Below are 25082 nucleotides of genomic sequence, written 5' to 3'. Positions count from 1 at the left end.
AGGCGCACGGAAGCCCGAATGCATTTGGGCTTCCGCTGTCGCCTGTTTACAGCAATGATTACCTACGCATACCGATACAAAATTAAGCCGACACCAAACCAAATAAGACAGTTCGAGCAATATTTAAGTATTTGTAGAAGCGTTTACAATTTTGCTCATTCTGAACGTAAGGCTTGGATTGAATCTCGTAAGTGTCAGGTAGATCGTTGCTCGATAAATAGTGAATATATAATCCCTGCCGAAAAACCTTTTCCTAATTACAACATTCAAGCAAAGGCGTTAACAGAAGCCAAGAAAAAATTACCCCACCTAAAATTGGTAAATGCTCAATGCTTACAGCAAGTATTGAAGAGATTAGATAGAGCATGGATTGATTTTTTCAAAATGCCGAGTAGAGGATTTCCCAGGTTTCGTAATGCCAACAGGTATCGAAGCTTTAAATTTCCTAAACCAAATACAGTTTGTTTGGATGCTGGTAGGGTCAAGCTCCCTAGTATTGGCTGGATTAAAATTAGGCAGTCTCGACCATACCCAGTTGGTTTTACACCCAAACAGCTACAGATTGTCAGAAAATCCAGTGGTTATTATTTAGTGATTTATTTTGAGTCATCTGAATCTGTCCCTGATGCTGTTCCTGGAGATAAAAGTATTGGATTAGATGCAGGGATTGAAAGTTTTGTGGCAACTCCGACGCAGTTAATTAAAAGCCCTCGGTTTTTAAACCATAAAGCTAGGAAGCTGAAATTGCTCCAGCGACGATTGAAACATAAAACCAAAGGCTCAAATAACTGGAAAAAGCTACAAAACAAAATAGCTAGGCTGCATGAAAAAGTGGCTAATACTAGACGTGATTGGCATTTTAAATTGGCGCACCAAGTCACCCAAAATATAGATAATATTTTTGTCGAAGACATTGATTTTAAATCTTGGTCAAAAGGCTTGTTCTGCAAACAATCTCTGGATTCTGGTATTGGTGGGTTTATCAATACTGTCTTACCTTATGTAGCCTCGAAGCAGGGAAAATTTTATCTTAAAGTAGATAAAAATGGCACGTCTCAAGAATGTTGTAAGTGCCATGCTTACACTGGTAAAAAAGAATTAGGACAGCGTATTCACGTCTGTACTAATCCAGCTTGTTTACACACTGAGTCGAGAGACACCTGCTCGGCTAAAGTAATTCAACATCGTGGTGAGTTGGCGGTAGGGCATACCGTCAAGCAGGGTAAAACTGTAAAAAATGCTTGCGGAGGCGATGCGACGGGGATAGTTCAACTTTCGTTGTTCAATCTAGTTGGCAGCCGATGAGTCAAGAATCTCCCGTTAAACCCGTAGGGTTAGCGGGAGAGTGTCAAGCTGTTAAATTACTACATTACTTGTTCGACTTCCGCGATTTCAGGAATTTTTTCTCGCAAACGTCGTTCGATTCCCATTTTGAGAGTCATTGCTGAACTGGGGCAAGAACCACAAGCCCCTTGCAATTTTAATTTAACAATTGGACCTTCAATTTCAGCTAATTCGACGTTACCGCCATCAGCCATAAGATAAGGACGTAGTTCGTCTAGGACGGTTTCTACGTTATCTTGAGTTAATGCTAATGCCATAATTATTATCTTGATTTGTTTGTATTATTGTCTCGATCCTAGCGTGATATTAACCTATTAGGGGTAATTCGCAAATTGCTCTGATTAAGCTACTGTTGCGGGTTCTAACAACTTAGTTTCAGAGAAAATGAACTCAGTTGTAATTTTATCGTTGTCAGCATCAATAGATTCAATTATCTGATGCTTAGGCAGATAATAGTTACCCAACTTTTCATAGCTTTCGTTGAATTCCCGTTTAGCTTTTAAATCATTGGTTTTAGAGTCACGGAAAACAGCATTATAACCAGTAGAAATATAACCCTCGCCAGTATCAAGACTTTCGTTCGTATTAATCACAAATGCCATGGGACCCATGACACGGCTTACCTGACAGATTTCGGTACCGCGAATTTTGTAGTTAGACCCCATAGAGTCTCCTTTTACCAAAATTTCAACTGCACCGGAAGCATCTTGCTCTCCTAAGGAAAAGGTATTTTTTCCGTGGGCGTTCTCAAAAGTATTCCGCTTACGATGAGTAATTACATCTCTCATATGGTTATAGACGCTTTCGGATACTTTTTCGTCTTCGATGCCAGTGACTTCTACGGATAAATCACTATCAACTTTAATCTCGGCTGTATATACTTCCTCCCCTTGTTTTAGTTCCAACTTGGTGGTGTAACCAGGGAAGTTACTATCCCAAGTATACCGATTTTCATAAGCAGCACGAAAGCGATCGCGGGCAGTATTATCTGTCATATTTACTATCAAAATTTTATCTCTGTTATTTTCTAGTGTAGGAAAATTTGTCCTCAACTAACCGAAGTGTGCCCGATAAATCTCTAAATCTCGAATATAAGTAAAATAAATGTTAATTGAACTCAAATTGTTGCCAAATTAGTATTGCTCAAAACATAGATGATTGTAACTATGGGTTAACTTTGAATAAGATATATTTCCAAGATAATCTTAAAAAATGCAGTTTAATAAACTTAATTTCAATTTAGATAGTTCAGAATCCTGGCTGATTTTATTGATATATGCAGGATTTTGGCTATATAGTTATTACTCTCTAGTAATTTGTCTAATTCATACTCATAAGCAACAGCGTATTGCGGAAAACCTGGAACTAGAAGAAAGTTCCTTGGATGCTCTATGATTCGTTTTGATTGTGCTAGCTGTGGCTACATCTAAATCATTGATAATATGATATTAGAAACAATAGTAGTAAACGAGAGCATTAATATGCTCGAATCTAATGAATTCTGTCGAGATTAGTTTACTACAAGAAAGCCAGCTACCAGAAGCAGCAAAACTCTTAAAACTTTCTTTTGGAACTTTTTTGGGACTAAAAGAGCCAATGAGCTTTGGCAATGGAGCAGAATATATGTCCCGTTGGTATCGAGAGTCTTTAGGAGCTTTCGCTGCCAAAGCAGATGGAAAACTTGTAGGTCACTGCATGGTAGCTAATTGGGGTAGTTGTGCTGGGTTTGGACCGATTGTTACCCATCCTGATTATTGGGATCGAGGTATTGGTTCTCAATTGATCGATGCTTCATGGTCAAAATTTTATGAATGGGAAAGTCAACAGATTCTTTTTTGTACCCATGCCAACAGCCCCAAACATTTACACTTTTACGGAAAATTTGGTGCCGAACCTCGATTTTTAATTGCTTTATGTACTAAAACGCTGCTTCCAATTCAACCACCCCGTCTCAAATCTCAGCGATACTCTCATCTGTCACCTGAACAGCAAAAAGAAAGCTTAAATGCTTGCTACCAGCTAACTGACAAGATTTATGGAGGATTGGATTGGCGTTCGGAAATTCTGCTGGTACAACAAAAGTCTCTTGGAGATACTTTGTTGGTTTGGGATGATCTGGAATTAATCGGCTTGGCTATTTGTCATTATGGAGCTGGTTCTGAAGCGGCAAAAGACACTTTTTATATTAAGTTGGCAGCAGCCAAATCAGCTCAAGCATTTGAGCAGTTAGTAGATGAATGTGAAGTCTTATCCATCACCTTAGGAATCTCTTCAATGATGGCGGGGGTGGATATGGCTTGTGTCGATGCTTACCGCCGAATGAGAGCGCGAAGATTCAAGATTCAATCTCTTTCCGTCTCAATGCACAAACCTAATCACATGGGCTATAGTCGTCCCGATGTTTATGTAATTGAAGATAGAAGGTAGATAAATACGGTTAAAGTAAGAATAGATCAGCTCAAAAAAAAGAATCCCAAAATTACGGTGGTATAATGACTCCAACCAAACCGCTTGCTCGCCAACAGAATAACCAGCACGGTGACAATTGGCGACAAGAAATCACAGAAATCATTAGTGGAGCTTCGGGTGGTTTTCTTTTCGGGATACCTCTGCTATATACGATGGAAGTTTGGTTTATTGGTTCTTATGTCCAACCACCAATTTTACTAGGTATTTTGGGTATTACTTTTATTCTTATTTTGTTGCTCAACCGAATTGAAGGTTTTCGTACCCAAGAAAGTGAGACTCTACCAGGGGCGATCGCAGAAACGATAGAAACTCTAGCGATTGGGCTTGCCTGTGCTACTTTGATGTTAATTATTTTAAGACGCATCGATTTTCAAACTTCTTTGGTTGAAGCACTAGGCAAAATTATTTTTGAAGGCGTACCTTTTTCTCTAGGAGTGGCATTTTCGAGATCGCTTTTGAGTGGTCATGCGGAAGTTGATTTAGACGCTCATAAATCACAACCATCTCAATCTTATAAAGGTCATCGTCTAATCTGGCGAGATACATTAGCTGATTGTACTGCTACTTTAATTGGTGCCTTGTTTATCGCCTTCAGTATCTCTCCCACAGATGAGGTTACTGTATTAGCCGCCTCGGCTTCTCCTCTGTGGTTGTTGATTATTATTGCCGCATCCTTATTGATTTCTTATGGAATTGTGTTCGCCTCCACTATTACCAACTATCAGCAACGTCGCCAACAACAGGGATTATTTCAAACTCCTCAAAGTGAAACCGTCATCTCTTATTTAATATCTTTGATAGCTGGAATGTTAATGCTGTGGTTTTTTCAGAAAGTAGCTTTTAGCGATCCTTGGTTTGTTTGGTTGCGCTACGGTATAATTTTAGCCTTACCTGCTAGTATCGGAGGAGCGGCAGGGCGTTTAACAGTGTGATGCAAAAAAACTATTGGCGGCGATCTCTTGCTGAAAAAGTTAGCTTTGGTATCTCCTTATCAATTGTAGGTATTATTGTTGCCTTGGTTTGTTATACCTGGATAACAGGAGACAATAATCCGCCGATTTTATCAGTAACAACGGATTCTAATATTAGACAAGTCAATCAGCAATACTATATACCTTTTACCGTAAATAACTATGGGGGAGAAACTGCCGAATCTGTTGAGATTGTTGCTAATTTATTATTTAAAGACCGAATAGCTGAAACTGGCAGGCAGCAAATAGATTTCCTATCTCGCGAAGAAAAAAGATCGGGAGAATTTATTTTTAGCCACGACCCACAACAAGGAGAATTGACTATCCGAGTAGCTAGCTACAAGTTACCTTGAACCTGGAACAATTCTCAAACAATTAATTATTGTTCATTATTTTTGATCCAAGCGAATCAGAAGCAGTAAATCCTCAATTGAGCTTCTGAGTTGCTCGACTGCATCTTCGATGATTTTCAATTTTCGGGTGTCCGAGGCGTGAATTTTATCGGTATTTGTCAGCATCATTTCTGTTGCCATACTAATTCTGCTTAGAGGAGTGCGTAAATAATGGGAAATGTCGGTAGTCGACCTTTTTAGCTTCATAAAGCCTTGATCTACTGGCGTTGCATTCTGTTGAGTCAGGTAAGTACTACTGATACTCATTAAAATCATTAAGATCAGTGCGAGCAGCACTCCTAATCTTAATCCCAACCGCAACTTATGGTTGAGCCAATCCGACTCCTCGGTGGATTCACTGGCTCGAATATAGCCTTCTAATACGACAGTTTCACTGTCAAGGCTTTCTCTATACACAGCAATACTTGCGCTCCTCACTTGACCCTGTTTTTTGAAAATAGGAAAGTCTTCTTGGGTTTTGCCAGCAGCAATGCTTTGCTTGAAGGTTGATTCTAAAAATCTGTTTCCCTCTCTTGCCAGCAACTTACCGTCAGGGTCATACCACTCTATACTTCGGTCTTGCTTGGCAAATAATTCTTGCCAGTGGACTTCTTGTGACAAATCATTGATACCTCCAGTTTTAACTATATCTAAACTGGGAGATGCTACTTTTACTAAAGTTAGCAGTTCTTGATTTGATTGCTGTTCTAGATTACGAATTATAAAAAAATACGAGGATAAATCGGAAAGACCTATGATAGCTAGTGCAGCACTTAAATAGACCAAGATTGAACGCGAGATTGAACGTCTTGATGAGTTAGGAAAACTTGATTTTAAAAAGTGAGTAGAAATAGTCGTTAGAAACATTTATAGATACTTAGTGACTCGATTTATTGAATATAGGAAAGATTGTTAAAAATTAAATGCTACTTTCAAGGTATATACAATTTACTCTCAAGACGTATCAAATCTTTAAAATCTCATTTCAAGCTTAGATTCAATAAGGTGACAAACTCGGAACTGAATATCTATTAATTGTTTTGATATTGTTATTAGCTTGAGAAGTATTTCAACTTTATGTCTTTACTTTACATAATTGACTTGCGATCGCAAAAAATATCAACTTTGACAATAAGTAATAGTTCCAGTTGAACAAGCCAATTTGACACTCTTAAATTAGTAGGTCTATACTAAAAAGACTATAAATCTAGCTATTTAACAAGCTAACTACATTTCTATTTACTGCCCTTAAATTTTTTTTGGCATCTTTTTTAAATATTCAACAGAGTTTCCTCAATCAAGAGCATACTCGCAATTTTCTCTTAAGAGAAACTAAAATCCATTTTGCCCAGCTACCATTCTACTTGCGATCGCTCATAGACAACTTGACCATAAACTAAAGCCGTTTGTTTAGCCAGATCATCCCAACTAAATTTTTCAGCCAAAGATTTATAGGCATTCTCTACCAGATACTTAGCATGAGCCGAAAACCTCAAAACTTCTAAAATTCCCCAAGTCAGAGAATGGCAATCATTAGCACGGGTAACAATACCAGTATAGTTGTGTTGTACTACTTCTGGTAGACCACCCGTATCGGAAACCACTACAGGTACACGAGCGGCAAAGCTCTCTAATGCCACGATGCCGAAGGGTTCATATAGACTGGGAAATACGGCACAATCGGCAATTGTCTGAAACTTATCTAAGTCTCCGTCAGACATAAAACCAGTAAAATAGCACTTTTCCCAAATTCCTAAATTTTCAGCCTGTTGTTTGAGGTGGTTAGTATTGCCTCCACCAATAATTACAAATTTGACATTGCCTTCCATTTCCCAGAGTATTTTGGGAGCAGCATTAAGCAGGACAGAAACACCTTTTTCGTAGGTCATTCGTCCGACATAATAGACAATTTTCTCCTTATCGTTAGCAAAGTAACGACGAAATTTAACCCGGTCAAATTTTTGGTCATGATGTTTTTTTTCGGGACGGATACCATTGTAAATAACATCAATTTTGTCTACTGGCGAAGAGAAGACACGCTGGATTTCCTGACGCATATATTGGCTACAGACAATTATCCGCCACGCCTCGTGAGTTAAGAGCTTTTCTTTGCCATAGATATATTGCTGTTCAACTGTATGGATACCATTATGGCGACCATATTCTGTAGCATGAATTGTAGCAACGAGGGGTAATCTAAAAGTATTTTTAAGCGCGATCGCCGCATCTCCTACTAGCCAATCATGGGCATGAATCAAATGAAAATCTCCATGTTTGACTAAGATTTCTCCACCTAATCTGCCCATACTGTCATTCATGTTGACAACCCAATGGAAAAAGTCATTGCCATGGGCAACAGGACAACGATAAACATGAATACCTTCAACTATTTCATATTTGGGAGCAGAACCAAATTCGACAGTGATTAGGTGAACTTCGTATCCAAATTTAACGATCTCTGGATACAATTCCGCCACATGACGGGCAATTCCTCCTACAAGACGAGGAGGGAATTCCCAAGCAAGCACCAAAATCTTCATCTGTTTGAATCCTCACGCGATCGCACTGTGGATAGCTATAACTCTATCTAACTTATGTCTTTATGTCGGCTTTTGAGACTTACTTTAGATTTCTTTTCGCATCACCACTACTATTTATCTTTAGTAAACAATCATAATAAACCCCTCTATTACTTTTGTCTTCACTAACAACCGAAGTTACTAGCCAACTTTTTTCCCAAAACGGCGATCGCGTTGTTGAAAGGATTCTAAAGCTTGCTCAAATTGCTCATGATTAAAATCAGGCCACAGTGTATCTGTAACGTATATTTCAGTATACGCTAGCTGCCACAGCAAAAAGTTACTCAGACGCATTTCGCCACTAGTACGAATCAATAAATCAGGATCGGGACTAGAAGAAGTATAGAGATGTTGCGCGATCATATTTTCATCAATGTCTGTTGCAGATATTTTTCCTTGCTGCACCTTTTCAGCAATTTTACGACAGGCTTTGACCATTTCATGACGACTACCATAATTAATAGCAACGTTAAAATATATGTCTCGATTGTTTTTAGTACGTTCCATTGAGCGATGCATTTCTTGTTGCAAAGATGGAGGCAAAGGAGATAAATCCCCAATGAAGTTAATACAAACTCGCTCCGCTTCCATTTCTTTGAGTTCTTTTTGTAAAAGTCTTTCAAATAATGTCATCAAGAAATCAACTTCGGCAGTAGGACGACCCCAATTTTCTGTCGAAAAGGCATAAGCAGTTAAAGTTTTTATCTTTAAATCTTTACAATAGCGCAGCATTTCTTTGAGAGTATTTGCTCCTCGACGATGTCCTTCAATGCGGGGTAAACCTCTCTGTTTTGCCCATCGACCATTCCCATCCATGATTACTGCTACGTGTTGGGGTAATTTATTTAGATTGAGATTACTGGATAAAGTTGGTATTAATTGAGCTGTCATGGAATTATCTAAAATAGGAATGTACAAATAAAAAGTGGCTATTATTGCTTATAAATTGCTTTTTAAATACTGATGTGATTCAAGATTATTATTGACAAAAAAGTCTGGTGAAGCACAGCAAGATTGTAAATATTCTGGGGTTAAATTTCTACTCCATTGCCACATACGTTTCAAAATCCCAATAAAAGTGTAAATTAATTCCCCTCTAGATAAGATGGACCAGGATTGCCAATTTAAAACTGACATCATACGTTGAAATGTTGGTTTTAAATTTGATTGAGGTTTTGGACTTAGTTCATAGGATAACGGTAAGATGGTGTGAATTTGGCTAAGGATGTATCTCATTAGCTGCTGAGCACTGTCAGGATATAACCACATTCCCATCCCCCAAAACTTGGTCATGTGATTAATTTCATCCTGTAATATTTCTGCAATTACTTGCTGAGTTGTACCAGTAGTATGGGACATCAGCCAGAGATATAAGCAAGCAGCACTATATTCGGTTACTACACGGTGTAATCCATGACCGTATAAGTCTTGATAAGGATTTTCTCTCGGTTGATATGATTTAACTTGCCGTAATTGAGGAGTAATTTTTTTCTGAGTTAAATGCTGATAAATTTTGGCTAAGGCTGGAGTATGTTGACGCTCTTCTTTTTCCCACAAACCCAACTCTACTATTGTGCCATCTGCTCTAATTGCGCCTCCCACAAATTTTGCCATGGAAGGATGAATTGGTTGGAGGTACTTTCTACTAGTTTGAGTGTAGCCTCTGATCGGTGCTTCAGTATCTAATGCCCCTTGAATAATAGATAAAAAAATATCCAGCTCGATGCCGATAACTTGTTCAAGATTAATATCTTGCCAATTTATGGGCTCCCACTGCCGAGGTTGAGGATTCCTAAACTGCTGGGGTAAATCTTCTAGGCGATCGCATAATTGCTCAAGGCTTAGATATTCGTCAATTAAATAATTAATTCGATTTTTGGTTTGGAAAAAGTTGGGACGGAAACAAACTTCTCCCGCTAAATCTATAGATGGTTGATAGTTCATAAATCTACTGGAAAACTGTATTTTGTTTGATTACAAAACAGCTTAAGTAAATTCCAGTAATTTGTCTGTCGGTAAAAGTCGGGAGTTTCCTGTAGTAGCTCAGTAGGAAAAAGTCGGATATCCTGACGATTTCTCTGAAGCTAATTACTTGCCCTTTTCTTATTCATCACTACCGCCGATCGCAATTCCTGTATTGAAAATTTGAGCATGAGTTAAGTTTAAATCAGCCATCGATGCCCCAGTAACATCAGCATCGATAATTGTAGCTGCGGTCAAGTCAACCCGATCTAGATTCGAGTCATTAAGACTAGCATTGGTCAAAAACGCAGAATTCAGAATTGCACCCTTAAGGTTGGCGCCTGTCAAATCCGCTCCTTCCAAGTTAGCACCGGTTAAATTAGCCTTTCTTAAATCTGCATTCCTCAAATCAACGCCAATTAAATGTGCGTCACGCAAATCTGCACCCGATAGATCGCAACCCATACATTCCCCTGTCGTTTGTAGCTGTTCAACATGAACAGGGTTGGCTGCTGTTACGGGAGTAGCCATAGTCAGATTAACTAGCAATCCCAAGGTGATAATCAGACTTAGTTTCATTATTTATTACCTCCGTCGTTAACTATTGTTCGACTGAGTAATTTAGTTCACACTTGCTTATTTTTTTATTTATTTTATATAAGTCTATATTATCCCAAGATTAACTACATCAGGTAGTAATAAACGAATGGACAACCGAATTTTAGATTTTCTTAAGATTAGTCGGCTCAACACCTTGGTATTCTTGCTGGTCAAATTAAGTAGCTCAGAATAATTAAAGGCTGAAGGCGATTGCGCGAAGCGCACTGGCAGAGCCAATCGCTAAGACTCAAAAACTGAATAACGTTGAGAAGCAAAACGAGAAGGTTCTTGAGAATGTCACCTCGTCAGCTCATTGCTGTCTGAATCATATAAATAGCCAGAGAAATTAATAATCCGGTAAATAGATATTGAACCCAGATTTCTGGCAGTTTGGGTAACAACCGTGCGCCCAGTTGTCCGCCAATTAAACTGCCGACACCTAAAAGTAGCCCAGGAAGCCAAAGCACGTTTCCTGCCATTGCATGTTGAGTCACTCCCACACTAGATATTAAAACAATTGCCCCTAAGCTGGCTCTAACGGATGCTTTAATCGACTCCCCTAAAAATGTCCTTTGCAAGGGTACCATGACAATTCCACCGCCAACTCCGAACAAGCCCGATAAAATTCCCGCCAATAAACCAATGGAAGTCACTTTTGGTAATGAGACAGATTGAGTTGTTGTTGCTGAATGTGCGCGCGCTAAATTCCGTCTTAAGTTAATTAGGTAGATTGCCACTAACTGCAATCCAGCAAAGCCATACAATAGATGATTCTCAGAAATTTGATTTGCGATCGCCACCCCAATTCCCACAGACAACATCGCAGGAATGGCAAGTAAAATCACTAATTTGGTATTTAAATATTTTGAACGCCAATTCTGAAAAGAGCTAGAGATTGCACCCAGGGAGATTCCCAGTAAACTAGTGGCAGTCGCTTGAATTGGTGTAGCCCCAACTAAGGTTAGAGCAGGGACATAGAGTAAGCCTCCCCCAATTCCTAATATGGCTGCAACCAATCCAACTACAATTCCTAAGGGCAATAGTCCTAAAAGATGTAACATATAACTATAATTTAATTTTTCTTAGAGAATGCCGATAAAGCTCTGCTGTCTCTGCATATCTCTGGGAACGGATCATGTTTTCTTTGATTTCTTCTGGTCGAGTTTGCCGATAGAACTTAGCGGGTACTCCCCGCAAAACAACGCCATCTGGAGGGGTGGGAGATTTTGTTACCAGACTGCCAGCACTAACAATACAATTGCAGCCAATGGTTACGCGATCAAAAACATCACTGTTGATGCCAATTAAAGATCCTGCTCCAATAGAGCATCCATGGAGAGTAGCTCGATGCCCAACACTAACGCGATCGCCCACGTAAACAGGTGTTCCATCTGAGTGAATCACACAGCTATCTTGAATATTGGTGTACTTGCCAATGTAAATAGGCGCTCTATCCCCTCGTAGTACAGCATTAAACCAGATTGACGCACCTTCGGAGATTTCGACATCGCCAATAACTAAAGCTGTAGGTGCAATCCAAGCTTTTTTGTGGATTTTGGGAACTTTATCTCCAAGAGCAAAAACCCCAAAAACTCTATCAGTCGATGTGTCAGTTTCAGTTTGATAGTTAAGCATAAACCAGATTTAAATTAGATACAGGTTTGGTGGAGGCTAATCCTAATAGTTCACGAGCTTCTTGAGGTGTAGCAATTGGTCTACCATAGATTTCGCACAAAGATGCTACCTGCTCGACCAACTGCGCATTAGACTCGGCTTTAACCCCCTTGCGAATATAAGTTGTATCTTCTAGCCCTGTCCGAACATGACCACCTAAATGAATAGACAGAGCAGCGATCGCCAAATTGTATCGCCCCGCACCCAATCCAGTCCAATGAGTTCCAGGGGGGAGAGCACGTACTAAATGCAACAAGTTTGCTGGATCTGCCGATATACCACCACTGCCAAGTACAAACAGAAAATTAAGCGGCTTTTGTAATATTCCCTTGCGGAGAAGCTCAAAGGCATTTTCCATCTGTCCGATTTCAAAAATATCTAACTCTGGTACAATTCCCGCATTGTAAATTCGTCGGGCTTGTAATTCAATATCTAGGGGAGAATTGAGAAAAATTTGGTCTCGAAGGTTCAATGTTCCCGCATTCAGTGAAACTAGATCGGGCTTAAGGTTGTCATCATTGCCCCACAATTTTGATGTTAGTTCGACGCAAGTACCGCGATCAATTCCATCCTCGATGCTAGTAGCACGAGTCGAAATTTCCACTATAATTTCAGGACACCTCGACTTAATTTCATATAATACTTCTTGATATCTTTCTGGGCGATGGGATTCACTACCATCATCCTCTCTTGGATGTACGTGAGCGACTCTTGCCCCAGCTTTAAAGGCTTCTTCGATAGCGCAAGCTTGTTCTTTCGGTGTAATCGGAACATGAGAGTTCATCTGACGAGATGTTATGCCATTGATAGCACAAGTAATAATACAAGGGGTTGATTGTAGTGTTGAAAGCATTGATAGAGTACCTCAATTAAAGCAAAATTACTCAAATCTATAATCAAGTTAAAATTTGCCAATATTTTTCTAGGGCTTTAAAAAATATTGGCTTTGTCAGAGTAGAAGATAGTGTTGTAGTTGCTAAAGTCAGACAATATCGGTTGTAGATACTTTACTCTCTGTACTCAGACGCAGTACAAACTGGAGTTTCTTGATTGTCTGTGATGGAGAAAGCATCAAACTCTAGTCCTGAAAATTCGCCTGATACCTTAACTGGATCCTTGGCTGACAGATAATTCATTGTATTGTCGCCACAGACATCCCAGGAATCTACTCTAAACGTGCGATCGCCTGTATTCAGACGAAAGCCATCTTCCCAAACTTGTTCTACCGTACCAGTGAAGGTATTACCTTGGGCATGGACAGCTGAATAAAAAGTAGGAATAGCTATACCCGCAAAGGTCAGTCCGACAAATGTTAATTTCTTGATAGTCTTCATTTTGCTAAATTTTAAATTTGATAAGTAATAGGTCAGAATAAAAAGTCTGGTTGTAATTCACTTAGAGCAATCGAAAATGCTCTCTCTAATTAATTGTTGAAGATGCGGCTTCTTTGTATTGCTGAGTTATAGTCGAAATCATATTTAGCTCTGCCTCAGTTTTTGCTACCAGATTAAGAATCATTTGGTTGACAAAATTTTGAAATTCTTGGTTATTGCTTGTATCTAAGTTATTCCGCCGATGATAGGCGAACCCTGCTTGGATTTCGTTAATTTCATCCCTAATAAAATTTTCCGGGCTATTGCTAGAAAAATTTGTTATTAGGTTTCTCTTGCTATTAACTTCATTGCTGATAGAGAGTGATGATTCCAGCATTTTTGAATTCCCTTTCTTGTTTTGTTCTTGATATTGATGTTAAATAAAAAAAATGACCAAAAAATGACCACTGATACTAAATTTTGTTGGTGTAGGTTACTTAAATAAACGAAGTAATAAGTATTGAGTAATGAGTAATAAGTATTGATTACTCCCCTAGTTTCCCAGTCAAGAGCTTCAGCCTACATAAATAACCTCTGTCAATCGAATTTAGTATGATATGAAGTCCGTTTAAAATTTAATCTGGCGTTGGTGAATGCGTAATGCTATCGCTGCGTTTTCTATCTCTAAAGAAGTAAACCTGGATTTAAAAAGCTTAGAGCTTATGGCTTATAGCTTAAAGCTACGAACAGTAAGCTTCCGTAGAACATTATTTAATGAGCAACCCCTTTAATCTTCAATTGTCCTATTCCTTGATGGCAAAACAACTCGAAACGTTGACCCCTGACCTACTTTACTGGTAACTGTAATCTGTCCGCCGTGCGCCTGAACAATTTGTTGGGCAATGTTCAATCCTAAGCCAAAGCTACCCTTAGCTTTAGTTCCCGTCTGGTTAACTCGGTAGAACCGCTCGAAGATATGAGGCAAAGACTGGGGAGAAATGCCAATTCCTGTATCTTCTACTTCAATAAAGACTTTATCGTTGTCAGAATTGAGTCGCAGGGAAATGCTACCATCTGCTGGAGTATAACGACAGGCATTACTAAGGAGATTGTCAATGGCTTGACGCAGCAAATTAGCATCTGCCTTCACCATCACAAGTTGATCTGGCAGATAAGCGGTGAGAGTAAGATCTTGCGATCGCGCTTTACTCTTCCAATCAGATGTTAAAGTACGCAGCAAATCCACTACATTTATTGGCTCTAGGGAGTCGAGAGACAATAAGCTTTCCTGTCGTGCCAGAAACAGTAAGTCACCTACGAGGGTACTCATGCCCTTGGTCAAATGGACAATTTTCTCTAAACGTTGATCCAGGAAAGTAGTATCTTCTGTCAAATCCTCAAGTTCCATTAATCCCACCTGAGCATTGCTCAATACGGCAGCTAAAGGAGCGCGTAGTTCATGGGAAGCATTGGCAGTGAAGCGATCTAACTGAGCACAAGCTAACTCCAATTCTCGATTGGTATTTTGCAGCCTAGTTTCTCGTTCTCTCAATTCTCTTTCCAGTTGCAAGAATAGAAGAATAGCCAATAATGCCCCCATGGTTCCTGCGATCGCTGATAAACAGAGGACAATCCAGGTAATCTGACGGTAAAATGCCTGGTGTTGTTGACGAACTTCCAATAATTCCTCTTGTTTGGTAGTAAAGTCATCGATCGCGATCCGAGTGGCATTCATCTTGTCCTTTCCCTCTTCTAGCCAGTCGTACAGAAGAACGGTATTAACCAATAGTTCTGCTTCTTCACGAGTTTGTTTAAGTTCCTGTTGCAGAGTTAACTTTTGCTGTAAAATCTCCAGATGTCGATCAACCTTAGTCCGAATTTCTTCTAGTCTTTGTTTTTGCTGAGGATAGTCCTGCACCAGACTCTCTAGTTCATTCAATGACACGGGAATAACCTCACGGGAATGATTGTACGGAGCAAGAAATTCTTCACGATGAGTTAGTCCATAACCGCGCACTCCCGTTTCTGTATCCACTAGGGCTGTAAGCAGACGTTTAGTTTCTAGCTTAACTAGTTTGGTGTGCTGTATTACTGTTTCTTCTTCCTCCAAGCTAGCTTTTAACCAGGCAAAAGCGCCAAGAGACGTAAACAAGCAGACAACTGGAATGGCGATAATAATGCCACCGCGCAGACGAACGGGTAGTGCTTTCCATTGCTTCAATCTAATCCAATTAGACATTGCTGTTACTAAGGTGATTTGGGTGGCTCAAAACAATATCCTACGCCGTAAATACTTTTAACCCAGTCTTCTACACCGATTTTTCGCAAACTTTTTCTTAAGCGTCTTACTCTAGCAGCGACAGCATTACTCTCTGGTTCTGAACCCCATTCCCACAATGCTTGCTCAATCTGATCGTGAGTCAGAATTTTCCGAGGATGACGCATCATATATTCCAAAAGTTGAAAATCTTTGCTGGAAAGCTTGAAAGAGATTTCCTGACATTCAACACGCATTGTATCTAGCTCCAAGCATAAGTCTGCTAGTTTGAGTCGATCTCCTGTCCACAAAGGCGATCGCCTTCGTAAGGCTCGTACCCTGGCTAAAAGTTCGGTTAAATCTACTGGCTTAACTAAGTAATCATCCGCTCCTGCATCTAAGCCAGTGACTTTATCAGCAATAGTATCTTTAGCAGTGAGTAGAAGGGTTGGAGTAGCGACTCCTGCTGCGCGAAAGGACTGGCAAAGATCGATCCCACTCTCTTGGGGTAACATCCAGTCAAGAATAAGCAGATCGTAGTCCTTTTCCCCCATCAACCAGCGAGCCGTTGCTCCATCTACTACACCATCTACAATATGACCAGAACGGGATAAGGCTATCTGCAATGGCTCTAACTGTTCTGGGTCATCCTCAACCAAAAGAATCCGCATGATAAGTAAGGGAGGGTAAGTTCAATAAAACCTAAAATTAGGGGGTTTATTCCTAAATCTAAAATTAGCCCACATATAGCAATACGGACTTACATTAGAACACTGATTACTGATTACTGATTACTGATTACTTACGAGTAACCAAATAAACTTGCCCTAATACAACTTTGTACGGCTATATCTACAATGCCAAAAAATCTTTTAAAAGCCAGAACTTTATATTTTGATTATAAAAATCTTTCCATAAAAAAGGTAAAGACATAAATTATCTTTACCCTAAGTAAACGAATTATTCAATTGTTATTTGCAGACTACGAAGAAGGAAGTAATTCTACCTTTTCTTTTTGGGGTGTAATCTGGACTTTATTTTCTTCGTCAATATCCACGGTTGCTGTATCTCCCTCGTTCAAACGACCAGAAAGAATTTCTTCTGCTAAGACATCTTCCAACAGACGCATAATTGCCCGGCGTAGGGGTCGTGCACCGTAAGCAGGATTGTAGCCTTCATCGACCAGGCGTTCTTTGAACTTCTCAGTTACTTCTAGAGTAATTTCCTTCTCGGTTAAGCGTTGGAACACCTCTTTGAGTAGGATTTCGCTGATTTCTTTGACTTCTTCTTTGGTTAACTGACGGAAGACAATGATTTCATCGAGACGGTTGAGAAATTCTGGGCGGAAGTAGCTCTTCAGCTCTTCATTTACCAAAGAACGAATGCGGTTGTATTTCGCTTCTGCTTGGTCATCAGCAAACTCGAAGCCAAGACCACCACCACCTTTTTCAATGACCTTAGAGCCAATGTTAGAGGTCAAAATTAGTAGAGTATTTTTGAAGTCTACTGTTCTGCCTTTGGCATCAGTTAAGCGACCATCTTCAAGTATCTGTAACAGCATATTGAAGATATCAGGGTGAGCCTTCTCAATTTCATCGAACAAGACTACGGTATAGGGACGACGACGCACGGCTTCAGTTAACTGACCACCTTCGTTGTAGCCGACATACCCTGGAGGAGAACCGATCAGTTTGGAAACTGTGTGGCGTTCCATGTATTCAGACATATCGAGGCGAATCATCGCGTCTTCAGAACCAAAGAAATAGGTTGCTAAAGCTTTAGTTAGCTCAGTTTTACCTACCCCAGTAGGTCCAGAGAAGACAAAGCTAGCAATAGGACGGTTGGGATTTTTTAAACCAACCCTAGCTCTTCTAATAGCTCTTGATGTCGCTTTTACCGCGTCTTCTTGTCCGATAATACGTTGATGGAGAGTATCCTCCATGTGCATTAGTTTCTCCGACTCAGATTCGGTAATCTTGTTAACTGGTACTCCAGTCCAAGAAGCAACAATGTGAGCAATTTCCTCTTCATCTACAAAGGGAGAATCTTCTCCTCCGTCGGCTTCATTTTTCTTGTTGGAAGCGATAGTGCGGATCTGCTCTTTAATTTCCATTTCCCGATCGCGCAATTCTCCTGCTTGGTCAAAGTCTTGAGAACGAACCGCATCATCTTTTTGTTTGAGAATTTCCCGCAATTCTTTATCTAGCTCTTTAGCCGCTGGAGGAAGTTGAGAGTTAATCAAGCGCACACGAGAACCAGCTTCATCGATTAAATCAATCGCTTTATCTGGTAAATAGCGATCGCTTATATAGCGATCTGACAGCTTAGCTGCCGCTTCTAAAGCTTCATCTAATATTTTTAATTTATGGTGTTGCTCATAACGTTCTCGCAAACCATAGAGGATTTCAATAGTTTCTTCGACTGTTGGTTCACCAACCTGTACTGGCTGAAAACGACGCTCTAAAGCAGCATCTCTTTCGATGTGCTTGCGATATTCATCTAGAGTAGTAGCACCAATACACTGCAGTTCTCCTCTAGCTAAAGCTGGTTTGAGAATGTTAGCAGCATCGATTGCACCTTCAGCTGCACCAGCACCAATTAAAGTGTGTACCTCATCAATTACGAGAATGACGTTTCCAGCTTGACGAATTTCGTCCATGATTTTTTTGAGGCGTTCCTCAAATTCACCACGATACTTGGTACCAGCCACCAATAAACCTATGTCCAGAGTAACGACTCGCTTTTCTTCGAGGATATCAGGAATATCTTTATTGGCAATGCGTTGAGCTAATCCTTCAGCGATCGCTGTTTTACCAACTCCAGGTTCACCAATCAAAACAGGGTTATTTTTGGTGCGTCTACCTAGAATCTGAATTACACGCTCAATTTCCTTTTGTCTACCAACTACAGGATCGAGTTTTCCTTCTCCTGCCATCTGAGTTAAGTTAGAACCGAATTCATCTAGGGTAGGAGTTTTATTTCTCCCTTGACCGCCACCAGAACCTGCGGCTACTTCCGCAGTTTCACCTAACATTCTAATTACTTGAGTACGGACTTTCGACAAGTCTACGCCCAGGTTTTCGAGGACTCTGGCAGCAACCCCTTCTCCTTCTCTAATTAACCCTAAAAGAAGGTGTTCTGTACCAATATAGTTATGACCTAATTGGCGTGCTTCCTCTAAAGATAATTCCAGAACTCTTTTGGCTCTGGGGGTAAAGGGAATTTCTACTGCCACAAAACCAGAACCGCGCCCGATGATTTTCTCTACTTCAATGCGAGCATCTTTAAGATTGACTCCCATCGATTTGAGAACTTTGGCGGCGACTCCTGTACCCTCTCCGATTAAACCCAAGAGGATTTGCTCTGTTCCTACGAAGTTATGACCCAGGCGGCGTGCTTCCTCCTGGGCTAACATAATTACTTTTATTGCCTTCTCTGTGAAGCGTTCAAACATGTCTTATTCCATCCACCTGCTGCTTGCCCTTGTATGGTGATTCTAGCACAGCCTAATAGTTTGCTGACTACGCTTATAGGTGGTAGAAATACGGTATTAAAATTGACAATTTTTACATCATTTTAAGTAATAATACTGACTGCGTAGGTTCTTGTCTGTGTTCTGCTGCCACCGAGATAAATTGAGCTGAAAATCAGGTTTTTGGATATCTTTTAGCCAGAGGATCAAAGCATCTTCTTCTGTCTTTTGATAGTATCCTTTTCTGGTACCTATAACTTGAAAACCAAATTTTTTATATAAGCTAATAGCATTAGAGTTATTATTATTAACTTCTAATGTGACCCATTCTAATTTTCGAGCGATCGCATCTCGTAGTAAAGTCAATAGAAGTAATTGTCCTAATCCTTGTCGACGATAGTCAGGATGAATTGCCAGCAAGGTAATGTGAGCTTCTTCAACAATTGACCATAAACAAGCAAACCCAATTATCTTAGCGGAAAAACTTTCAGATGCAGTGTCAGCTAGAGATAAAGTTAATAAACTACTGTTAGGACTATCAAGCTCTCGAAGATAGCCTTCAGCAGTCCATAAGCCATCTAAACAAACTTGGTCTAAAGCTACGACTTCCCTCACTTGAGAGGCAATTAAAGGCTCGATCTCTAAAATTTTCACGAAATAGGATGAATAATTTTCTATTTTTTGACAGTCCCTAACTGTAAACTAGACAATAGGTAATTACAAAACTTCACCAATTAACCAAAAAATTATAGATTATGCTTTCGACCGATCGCAGTTTACCAAATACTGGACATCGCTATGTTCCCCAAATTACAAGTTTAGACATTCCTCCTTCTCCTAATCAAGAGTTACTTCCTCTAACTGCTAAGGTCAACAGCAGCGATAATCTAGAAATTGGTGGCTGTGAACTCAGAAAACTAGTTGAGCAATATGGCTCTCCTCTATATATCTTAGATGAATTTACCCTGAGAACAGCTTGTAGTCAGTATCGCGATAGTTTTACTACCTATTACAGTGGTGAATCCCAAGTGATTTACGCTTCTAAAGCCTGGAGTTGCCTAGCAGTCTGCCGTATCATCGACAGCGAGAACTTAGGTTTTGATGTGGTATCGGGAGGAGAACTCTACACTACTCTGGAAGCTGGGGTCGATAAAGATAAAATCTATTTTCATGGGAATAACAAGTCCGTTACCGAATTAGAGTTTGCGGTAGAGGTAGGCTGTACGATTATGGTAGATAATTGGCTGGAGTTGAAAAACTTAGTGCAAATTGCCTCTGCTAAAAGCGAGCAACCAGTGCCGATTATGATTCGTCTTACTCCTGGGATTGAATGTCATACCCATGAATACATTCGTACGGGACACTTAGACAGCAAGTTTGGTTTTGATCCTAATCAGCTAGATGAAGTATTTACCTATCTTAGTCAGCAGGAAAGCTTAAGTTGTATCGGCTTACATGCCCATATCGGTTCGCAGATTTTTGAACGTCAGCCCCATCAAGACTTAGCATCCGTGCTAGTTGACTGGATGAAAAAAGCTCAGGGTTATGGCTTGCCTGTAACAACTCTTAATGTTGGTGGCGGCTTGGGTATTAAATATATCGAGTCTGACGATCCACCAAGTATATCAGAATGGGTTAGTGCGGTAAGTAAGGCAGTAGAAAATGCTTGTAATCAAGCTGCGGTACCTTTGCCTAAGTTAATTGCTGAACCTGGGCGATCGCTCATTGGTTCTGCTTGTGTCACTGCCTATACAGTGGGTAGTCGCAAAGAAATTCCGGAGTTTAATACTTATATAGCGGTAGATGGCGGAATGTCTGATAATCCTCGCCCCATTACCTATCAGTCCGTATATCGTGCAGTAGTTGCTAATCGGATGTCTGCTCCCATAACTGAGGAGGTTACTCTGGCAGGAAAACACTGTGAATCGGGAGATGTTGTGATTAAAAATGCTGCTTTGCCCAAAACTGAACCGGGTGACATATTGGCGGTAATGGATACAGGGGCATACAATTATAGTATGGCATCGAACTATAATCGTATTGGTAGACCCGCAGCAATAGTGGTTTACGAAGGGGAAGCAAACTTAATCATTGAACGCGAAACTTATCATGATTTAATTGAGCAAGATCGCTTACCTGAAAGACTGGTAAAACACCAAGAGTAGATTTAGTATAGTAGCCAGCATAATATGCGAGAGTCACTAGTCTAGTTTTCTAGACTAGATCTAACACCTTAAATTTCAAGGTTTTTGTCCCGCCAACCATAAGTAGTCGAGTAATTAAAATAATGTCATTGTCGGGTTTTGTTCCTGACTTCAGTTGGATTTCTTCCTGGTTGCCCGATCCAGTTAATATCATTGATTTGGGCCTAGTTTTAGCTTTGAGTTATGCTCTTCTCCTCATCATTGGCGAGGGAGAACGGCGTAGTTTGTGGATGGTCAGAGGATTTATCGTCCTCATGTTGGCAACCGTAGTCAGCGAACAATTTAAGTTACAGCTACTGAAATTTCTATTAGAAAAATTAGTTTTGGGTTCTGCTGTGGCAATGGCAGTTATTTTCCAATCACAATTTCGTCGTTTCCTGGAACAAATTGGCAGAGGAGAAATTATCCAATTATTTCAGGGGTCAGGTAGACCTAAGACCCAACCAGATAGCGTTATCGATCGCATTGTCGATGCGGTTAAAGAACTATCTCAAAATCGGACAGGGGCGTTGGTGCTAATAGAAACTACTGGCTCGTTAGAAGAGGAAGACTTTGTGTCGGGTGGAGTAGCGCTTAATGCGGAGGTTTCTAAAGAGCTTTTACAAACTATTTTTCAAACCACAACTTTGTTACATGATGGTGCGGTCTTAATTAGTGGTTCGCGTATTTTAGCAGCAGCAGTGATTCTTCCTCTATCGGAGCGTACAGCTTCTCGGCAGCTAGGAACTCGTCATCGTGCGGCGATGGGAATCACTGAAAGAGTAGAAAAATGCCTGTGTATTGTTGTTTCAGAAGAAACTGGTTCAATTTCTTTAGCAGAAAAAGGAACGTTAAATAGACCCCTAACCAGTAGTAAACTGAAAGAGCTATTACAAGCTCGATTTACTCCTATAGTGGAACGAGATGCGGTTCGTCTGAGTCGTAAAATTGGCTTTCAGGGAAAAATTTTGCTAGAACGTATTTTGCGTCTACGACCATCAGGTTCTCGTAAAAAAAATCACTAGTATTGATTCTTTTGTTTGTGTTCTCAATTCAGCAATTTTTAGTTCTATTTAACAATGAGCGTTGAGCCAGTTACTTTACAAAAATTACCCACGGATTTAAGCGTGAACCGTCTACCCAAACACGTAGCGGTAATCATGGATGGTAACGGTCGTTGGGCTAAAAACCAAGGAAAACCACGCATTATCGGTCATCAAAAAGGCGTCGATGCTCTTAAAGATTTGTTGCGTTGCTGTAAAGATTGGGGGGTTCCTGCTCTAACTGCTTATGCCTTCTCTACCGAAAACTGGGGCAGACCTTCAACAGAGGTGCAGTTTCTGATGACCTTATTTGAGCGTGTACTTCGGCGCGAGTTGGAGGAAATGAAAGAGGAGAATGTCAAAATCCGTTTTGTAGGTAATTTGGCTGGTTTACCTGATTCTCTCCGCCAGGAAATTGATCGTTCTATGGAAGATACTAAAAATAATTTAGGGATTCAGTTTACCGTTGCTACTAATTACGGTGGCAGACAAGAAATTATTCAGGCTTGTAAGGCGATCGCTGCACAAGTAAAGCAAGGAGATATTGAACCAGAGCAAATTAATGAAGAGTTGTTTGAGCAGCATTTATATACCCACGGAATTCCTAATCCCGATCTATTAATTCGCACTAGCGGGGAAATGCGAATTAGTAATTTTTTACTATGGCAGATGGCTTACTCCGAAATTTATGTTACCCCAACCCTGTGGCCAGATTTTGATCGAGTAGAATTTCATAAAGCTCTGGCGACTTATCAACAGCGAGATAGACGATTCGGTAAAGTTTGATAAAAAGCTCTGAGCTTTTAGCTCTGAGCTTTTAGCTTTTAATCTACTTCACCATAGGGCTATTTATTCAAAATCCTCCGCCTATTTCGCGACAGGAAATGTAGCGATCGCTCGTAAATGGTTAGAGGAAGCTGGTTTATCCGACACGGGGTTTCAACTCCATGGTTGAGAAGATTTAGAGTTAGGAGTACGCTTAAACGGAACTTTCAGATTGACAAAACAGCAAAAGCTATGCATCGTGAGGGATACAGCCCTGTTGAGCCAGTCATTTACTGGGTACAAATCAGGGAAACACCCAGTAAATCTAAGCATGATTGTTGTAGTGTTGTAGGTTGAGTTATCTTCTCAAATGTCACTCTCTCTCCCTGTAAATTGATTTGAATTTTATTTTGGGCAATTGTGGCTAAATCATTCAATAAAGTAGAAAAACTGTGAACAGGCAAGTTCTCTTGATTTCGCTTATTACCAGCTTTTTGCTTGGCAATTGGTGAGGGTTGATATCTCAATAATTCCTCTCTGTCTGAGGAGGAAATCTGTTCGATGTCTTCTTCTTCAAATAAAATGGGAGCAAGAACTTTTCTCATATGCCATTCGACATAATAAGCTAGAAAACAGAGAAAAATATGCCCTTTGACTCGATGGTCTAGATAGTGATAAATGGGACGTACTTTTAAATCAATTGTTTTCAGACATCGAAAAGCTTGTTCGACTTTTGATAGTCCTTTATATGCTCTTACTGTGGTTGCTACATCCATTTTTTCCAACTCAACAGAAGTACGAATAATATAGACTCCATCTAAGATTTTGTCTCTTTCGATTACTTCTGATTTTCTGCGATAAGCAAAATGAGAATCTGAGATCTCAATCTCAAATAGCTTTCCTACTTTAAATTTATTTAAAACTTTTCCTACTCTTAAGCCAATTTTATCTGCTCCCTTTAATGCTCTCTTTTCTCTAGTCATAGCTTGTTCTATTTTGTCTAGCTCTTTTTCTGTTGCGAGTAATAATTCTTCTCTAACTTGAGCATTTTTCTCAGCAATCAAAGGGTTACGACAAGCAATTAATCTTTCTCCTGGGTAATCATTACTTTCTATTTCTATGACATCTCTTTCATCAAATAATCCCAATTGAATCTGGTCAACTCCTGCCAGTTTTCTAATTTGACTCTTGGTTAAGGCTGTAATCCAATCTAATCCATCTTTGGCTTTTAGCTCATCTAAAATATTAGCGTTGGTAATCGTCCCTCTATCTCCTACCCACACTACTTGAGAGATGGCAAAACGTTTCTGTACTTTAGAAATTTGTTGTGCTAAAGTTTGACGGTCTAAACGATTCCCTTCAAATACCTCTACGGCAATTGGACAACCTTCTTGATTACATAAAATCCCAAAAACTATCTGAAGTTTTCCTTTTTTCTTGTCTCGACTATAGCCATAAGCTGCCAAAGAGCATTCCGTTCCTTCTACATAGGTTGAAGTTAAGTCATAGAGAATTAATGACCCGTTTTGCAGATGTCTTGATGCTAAAGCATTTTCAAGATCGAGCTGTTTTGATAGTAACCAATCTAGAGCTTCATAATATTCATTTCTGTCCCCATGAGATAATCCTAATAATTCCCCTAAACTGGAACTAGCTGTTTCGGCTCTGATGCCTCTAACTGTTCCTAGTTTTGAAGTTGGGTTGATAATTCTGGAGACAATCATTGCTACGGCTAAATCCCGTGAACGAGTTCTTTTTGATTCAATTAATTGGGGAATTCCTAATTTATTGATTGTTCCTAATACGCACGCTACATGACCATGAGGTAAACTCCTCAGTACTGTACATAACTCAGGCAATTCCTCTTGATTAACGACAGATGAACCCTTGAGAGACAGACGTAAATTATCTACTACTTCATCTGGCAATTTAGAGAGGTTGGCTAAGGTTCTTTTCTTGACTTTTTTTCCTTCTCGATAGGACTCTCTGAGAAGAACGGCAGGAGGAGAATTTCTGTTAGGAACTTTTTCTATATACATGACTACATTATGCCGAAAA

Annotated in this window: 25 protein-coding genes and 1 pseudogene; 9 read left to right on the top strand and 17 right to left on the bottom strand. The window is 39.9% G+C overall.

Annotated features, from left to right (window positions below):
• The first annotated feature begins 54 nt into the window (after positions 1-54).
• Positions 55-1305: an RNA-guided endonuclease TnpB family protein gene (locus PLEUR7319_RS0104565; RefSeq protein WP_026102302.1), complete on the top strand. Its 1251-nt coding sequence runs from the start codon at positions 55-57 to the stop codon at positions 1303-1305.
• Between the two features lie 59 nt (positions 1306-1364).
• Here PLEUR7319_RS0104565 and PLEUR7319_RS0104560 read toward each other — a convergent pair whose 3' ends face one another.
• Positions 1365-1601 carry a NifU family protein gene (locus tag PLEUR7319_RS0104560; RefSeq protein ID WP_019504018.1) on the bottom strand — a complete coding sequence of 79 codons (237 nt, stop codon included), beginning with the start codon at positions 1599-1601 and terminating at the stop codon, positions 1365-1367.
• Positions 1602-1685: 84 nt separating this feature from the next.
• Positions 1686-2339 carry a DUF3386 domain-containing protein gene (locus tag PLEUR7319_RS0104555; protein WP_019504017.1) on the bottom strand — a complete coding sequence of 218 codons (654 nt, stop codon included), beginning with the start codon at positions 2337-2339 and terminating at the stop codon, positions 1686-1688.
• Between the two features lie 217 nt (positions 2340-2556).
• On the opposite strand from PLEUR7319_RS0104555, the gene PLEUR7319_RS0104550 reads away from it, so the two are divergent.
• The 4 genes from PLEUR7319_RS0104550 to PLEUR7319_RS0104535 all read left to right on the top strand — a co-directional run bounded on the left by PLEUR7319_RS0104550 (position 2557) and on the right by PLEUR7319_RS0104535 (position 5137).
• Positions 2557-2739 (top strand): hypothetical protein, encoded by a 183-nt coding sequence (locus PLEUR7319_RS0104550; RefSeq protein ID WP_019504016.1) that lies wholly within the window; start codon positions 2557-2559, stop codon positions 2737-2739.
• 99 nt (positions 2740-2838) lie between these two features.
• Positions 2839-3771: a GNAT family N-acetyltransferase gene (locus PLEUR7319_RS0104545; RefSeq protein WP_019504015.1), complete on the top strand. Its 933-nt coding sequence runs from the start codon at positions 2839-2841 to the stop codon at positions 3769-3771.
• Positions 3772-3836: 65 nt separating this feature from the next.
• Positions 3837-4745 (top strand): TIGR02587 family membrane protein, encoded by a 909-nt coding sequence (locus tag PLEUR7319_RS0104540; protein ID WP_019504014.1) that lies wholly within the window; start codon positions 3837-3839, stop codon positions 4743-4745.
• Positions 4745-5137: a TIGR02588 family protein gene (locus PLEUR7319_RS0104535; RefSeq protein ID WP_019504013.1), complete on the top strand. Its 393-nt coding sequence runs from the start codon at positions 4745-4747 to the stop codon at positions 5135-5137. The genes PLEUR7319_RS0104540 and PLEUR7319_RS0104535 overlap by 1 nt, the downstream gene beginning before the upstream one ends.
• Before the next feature lie 36 nt (positions 5138-5173).
• On the opposite strand, the gene PLEUR7319_RS34285 is transcribed toward PLEUR7319_RS0104535, so the two are convergent.
• From PLEUR7319_RS34285 to rimI, 14 genes are all read right to left on the bottom strand, one after another.
• Complete coding sequence (locus tag PLEUR7319_RS34285) at positions 5174-6043, bottom strand: histidine kinase dimerization/phospho-acceptor domain-containing protein (protein WP_051044394.1); 870 nt, start codon at positions 6041-6043, stop codon at positions 5174-5176.
• A gap of 485 nt (positions 6044-6528) precedes the next feature.
• Positions 6529-7716, bottom strand: coding sequence for a glycosyltransferase family 4 protein (locus tag PLEUR7319_RS0104525; RefSeq protein WP_019504011.1), 1188 nt, complete (start codon positions 7714-7716; stop codon positions 6529-6531).
• Between the two features lie 180 nt (positions 7717-7896).
• Complete coding sequence (locus PLEUR7319_RS0104520) at positions 7897-8646, bottom strand: isoprenyl transferase (RefSeq protein ID WP_026102301.1); 750 nt, start codon at positions 8644-8646, stop codon at positions 7897-7899.
• A gap of 48 nt (positions 8647-8694) precedes the next feature.
• On the bottom strand, positions 8695-9699 hold the full coding sequence (locus tag PLEUR7319_RS0104515) for a ferritin-like domain-containing protein (protein ID WP_019504009.1): 1005 nt from the start codon (positions 9697-9699) through the stop codon (positions 8695-8697).
• A gap of 159 nt (positions 9700-9858) precedes the next feature.
• Complete coding sequence (locus tag PLEUR7319_RS0104510; RefSeq protein WP_019504008.1) at positions 9859-10296, bottom strand: pentapeptide repeat-containing protein; 438 nt, start codon at positions 10294-10296, stop codon at positions 9859-9861.
• Between the two features lie 326 nt (positions 10297-10622).
• On the bottom strand, positions 10623-11378 hold the full coding sequence (locus tag PLEUR7319_RS0104505; protein WP_019504007.1) for a sulfite exporter TauE/SafE family protein: 756 nt from the start codon (positions 11376-11378) through the stop codon (positions 10623-10625).
• A 4-nt stretch (positions 11379-11382) separates the two neighbouring features.
• Positions 11383-11952 carry a gamma carbonic anhydrase family protein gene (locus PLEUR7319_RS34280; RefSeq protein WP_019504006.1) on the bottom strand — a complete coding sequence of 190 codons (570 nt, stop codon included), beginning with the start codon at positions 11950-11952 and terminating at the stop codon, positions 11383-11385.
• Complete coding sequence (locus PLEUR7319_RS34275; protein WP_051044392.1) at positions 11945-12844, bottom strand: 3-keto-5-aminohexanoate cleavage protein; 900 nt, start codon at positions 12842-12844, stop codon at positions 11945-11947. The genes PLEUR7319_RS34280 and PLEUR7319_RS34275 overlap by 8 nt, the downstream gene beginning before the upstream one ends.
• A gap of 154 nt (positions 12845-12998) precedes the next feature.
• Positions 12999-13325 carry a hypothetical protein gene (locus tag PLEUR7319_RS0104490; RefSeq protein ID WP_019504004.1) on the bottom strand — a complete coding sequence of 109 codons (327 nt, stop codon included), beginning with the start codon at positions 13323-13325 and terminating at the stop codon, positions 12999-13001.
• Positions 13326-13410: 85 nt separating this feature from the next.
• Positions 13411-13701: a hypothetical protein gene (locus PLEUR7319_RS0104485; RefSeq protein ID WP_019504003.1), complete on the bottom strand. Its 291-nt coding sequence runs from the start codon at positions 13699-13701 to the stop codon at positions 13411-13413.
• A 390-nt stretch (positions 13702-14091) separates the two neighbouring features.
• Positions 14092-15543 carry an ATP-binding protein gene (locus tag PLEUR7319_RS0104480; protein WP_019504002.1) on the bottom strand — a complete coding sequence of 484 codons (1452 nt, stop codon included), beginning with the start codon at positions 15541-15543 and terminating at the stop codon, positions 14092-14094.
• Positions 15544-15551: 8 nt separating this feature from the next.
• Positions 15552-16232, bottom strand: coding sequence for a two-component system response regulator RppA (gene rppA / locus PLEUR7319_RS0104475; RefSeq protein WP_019504001.1), 681 nt, complete (start codon positions 16230-16232; stop codon positions 15552-15554).
• A 311-nt stretch (positions 16233-16543) separates the two neighbouring features.
• A complete protein-coding gene (locus PLEUR7319_RS0104470; protein WP_019504000.1) occupies positions 16544-19015 on the bottom strand; it encodes an ATP-dependent Clp protease ATP-binding subunit in 2472 nt (823 codons plus the stop codon).
• Between the two features lie 117 nt (positions 19016-19132).
• Positions 19133-19687: a ribosomal protein S18-alanine N-acetyltransferase gene (gene rimI / locus PLEUR7319_RS0104465; protein WP_019503999.1), complete on the bottom strand. Its 555-nt coding sequence runs from the start codon at positions 19685-19687 to the stop codon at positions 19133-19135.
• Positions 19688-19788: 101 nt separating this feature from the next.
• On the opposite strand from rimI, the gene lysA reads away from it, so the two are divergent.
• The 4 genes and pseudogenes from lysA to PLEUR7319_RS43395 all read left to right on the top strand — a co-directional run.
• Entirely contained in the window at positions 19789-21198 is a 1410-nt protein-coding gene (lysA, locus tag PLEUR7319_RS0104460; RefSeq protein ID WP_019503998.1) for a diaminopimelate decarboxylase, read from the top strand.
• Positions 21199-21320: 122 nt separating this feature from the next.
• Positions 21321-22241 (top strand): diadenylate cyclase CdaA, encoded by a 921-nt coding sequence (gene cdaA, locus PLEUR7319_RS0104455; protein ID WP_019503997.1) that lies wholly within the window; start codon positions 21321-21323, stop codon positions 22239-22241.
• Between the two features lie 54 nt (positions 22242-22295).
• Positions 22296-23045 carry a polyprenyl diphosphate synthase gene (uppS, locus tag PLEUR7319_RS0104450; RefSeq protein ID WP_019503996.1) on the top strand — a complete coding sequence of 250 codons (750 nt, stop codon included), beginning with the start codon at positions 22296-22298 and terminating at the stop codon, positions 23043-23045.
• A gap of 73 nt (positions 23046-23118) precedes the next feature.
• A pseudogene (locus tag PLEUR7319_RS43395) lies at positions 23119-23211 on the top strand (glycosyltransferase family 2 protein); the annotation flags it as partial.
• 103 nt (positions 23212-23314) lie between these two features.
• Here the strand turns inward: PLEUR7319_RS43395 and PLEUR7319_RS0104445 are convergent.
• Complete coding sequence (locus tag PLEUR7319_RS0104445) at positions 23315-25063, bottom strand: IS1634 family transposase (protein ID WP_019503995.1); 1749 nt, start codon at positions 25061-25063, stop codon at positions 23315-23317.
• Between the last annotated feature and the right edge of the window lie 19 nt (positions 25064-25082).

Source organism: Pleurocapsa sp. PCC 7319 (genome assembly GCF_000332195.1).
Taxonomy (GTDB): Bacteria; Cyanobacteriota; Cyanobacteriia; order Cyanobacteriales; family Xenococcaceae; genus Waterburya.
The sequence above is the reverse complement of the archived record's forward strand: the minus strand, read 5'-3'. Positions and strand labels throughout refer to the sequence as shown.

Excerpts from the sequence above, each read along its gene's own strand:
- PLEUR7319_RS0104565 (WP_026102302.1), top strand. The coding sequence starts at position 55 with ATGATTACCTACGCATACCGATACAAAATTAAGCCGACACCAAACCAA.
- PLEUR7319_RS0104560 (WP_019504018.1), bottom strand. The coding sequence starts at position 1,601 with ATGGCATTAGCATTAACTCAAGATAACGTAGAAACCGTCCTAGACGAA.
- PLEUR7319_RS0104555 (WP_019504017.1), bottom strand. The coding sequence starts at position 2,339 with ATGACAGATAATACTGCCCGCGATCGCTTTCGTGCTGCTTATGAAAAT.
- PLEUR7319_RS0104550 (WP_019504016.1), top strand. The coding sequence starts at position 2,557 with ATGCAGTTTAATAAACTTAATTTCAATTTAGATAGTTCAGAATCCTGG.
- PLEUR7319_RS0104545 (WP_019504015.1), top strand. The coding sequence starts at position 2,839 with ATGAATTCTGTCGAGATTAGTTTACTACAAGAAAGCCAGCTACCAGAA.
- PLEUR7319_RS0104540 (WP_019504014.1), top strand. The coding sequence starts at position 3,837 with ATGACTCCAACCAAACCGCTTGCTCGCCAACAGAATAACCAGCACGGT.
- PLEUR7319_RS0104535 (WP_019504013.1), top strand. The coding sequence starts at position 4,745 with ATGCAAAAAAACTATTGGCGGCGATCTCTTGCTGAAAAAGTTAGCTTT.
- PLEUR7319_RS34285 (WP_051044394.1), bottom strand. The coding sequence starts at position 6,043 with ATGTTTCTAACGACTATTTCTACTCACTTTTTAAAATCAAGTTTTCCT.
- PLEUR7319_RS0104525 (WP_019504011.1), bottom strand. The coding sequence starts at position 7,716 with ATGAAGATTTTGGTGCTTGCTTGGGAATTCCCTCCTCGTCTTGTAGGA.
- PLEUR7319_RS0104520 (WP_026102301.1), bottom strand. The coding sequence starts at position 8,646 with ATGACAGCTCAATTAATACCAACTTTATCCAGTAATCTCAATCTAAAT.
- PLEUR7319_RS0104515 (WP_019504009.1), bottom strand. The coding sequence starts at position 9,699 with ATGAACTATCAACCATCTATAGATTTAGCGGGAGAAGTTTGTTTCCGT.
- PLEUR7319_RS0104510 (WP_019504008.1), bottom strand. The coding sequence starts at position 10,296 with ATGAAACTAAGTCTGATTATCACCTTGGGATTGCTAGTTAATCTGACT.
- PLEUR7319_RS0104505 (WP_019504007.1), bottom strand. The coding sequence starts at position 11,378 with ATGTTACATCTTTTAGGACTATTGCCCTTAGGAATTGTAGTTGGATTG.
- PLEUR7319_RS34280 (WP_019504006.1), bottom strand. The coding sequence starts at position 11,952 with ATGCTTAACTATCAAACTGAAACTGACACATCGACTGATAGAGTTTTT.
- PLEUR7319_RS34275 (WP_051044392.1), bottom strand. The coding sequence starts at position 12,844 with ATGCTTTCAACACTACAATCAACCCCTTGTATTATTACTTGTGCTATC.
- PLEUR7319_RS0104490 (WP_019504004.1), bottom strand. The coding sequence starts at position 13,325 with ATGAAGACTATCAAGAAATTAACATTTGTCGGACTGACCTTTGCGGGT.
- PLEUR7319_RS0104485 (WP_019504003.1), bottom strand. The coding sequence starts at position 13,701 with ATGCTGGAATCATCACTCTCTATCAGCAATGAAGTTAATAGCAAGAGA.
- PLEUR7319_RS0104480 (WP_019504002.1), bottom strand. The coding sequence starts at position 15,543 with ATGTCTAATTGGATTAGATTGAAGCAATGGAAAGCACTACCCGTTCGT.
- rppA (WP_019504001.1), bottom strand. The coding sequence starts at position 16,232 with ATGCGGATTCTTTTGGTTGAGGATGACCCAGAACAGTTAGAGCCATTG.
- PLEUR7319_RS0104470 (WP_019504000.1), bottom strand. The coding sequence starts at position 19,015 with ATGTTTGAACGCTTCACAGAGAAGGCAATAAAAGTAATTATGTTAGCC.
- lysA (WP_019503998.1), top strand. The coding sequence starts at position 19,789 with ATGCTTTCGACCGATCGCAGTTTACCAAATACTGGACATCGCTATGTT.
- cdaA (WP_019503997.1), top strand. The coding sequence starts at position 21,321 with ATGTCATTGTCGGGTTTTGTTCCTGACTTCAGTTGGATTTCTTCCTGG.
- uppS (WP_019503996.1), top strand. The coding sequence starts at position 22,296 with ATGAGCGTTGAGCCAGTTACTTTACAAAAATTACCCACGGATTTAAGC.
- PLEUR7319_RS0104445 (WP_019503995.1), bottom strand. The coding sequence starts at position 25,063 with ATGTATATAGAAAAAGTTCCTAACAGAAATTCTCCTCCTGCCGTTCTT.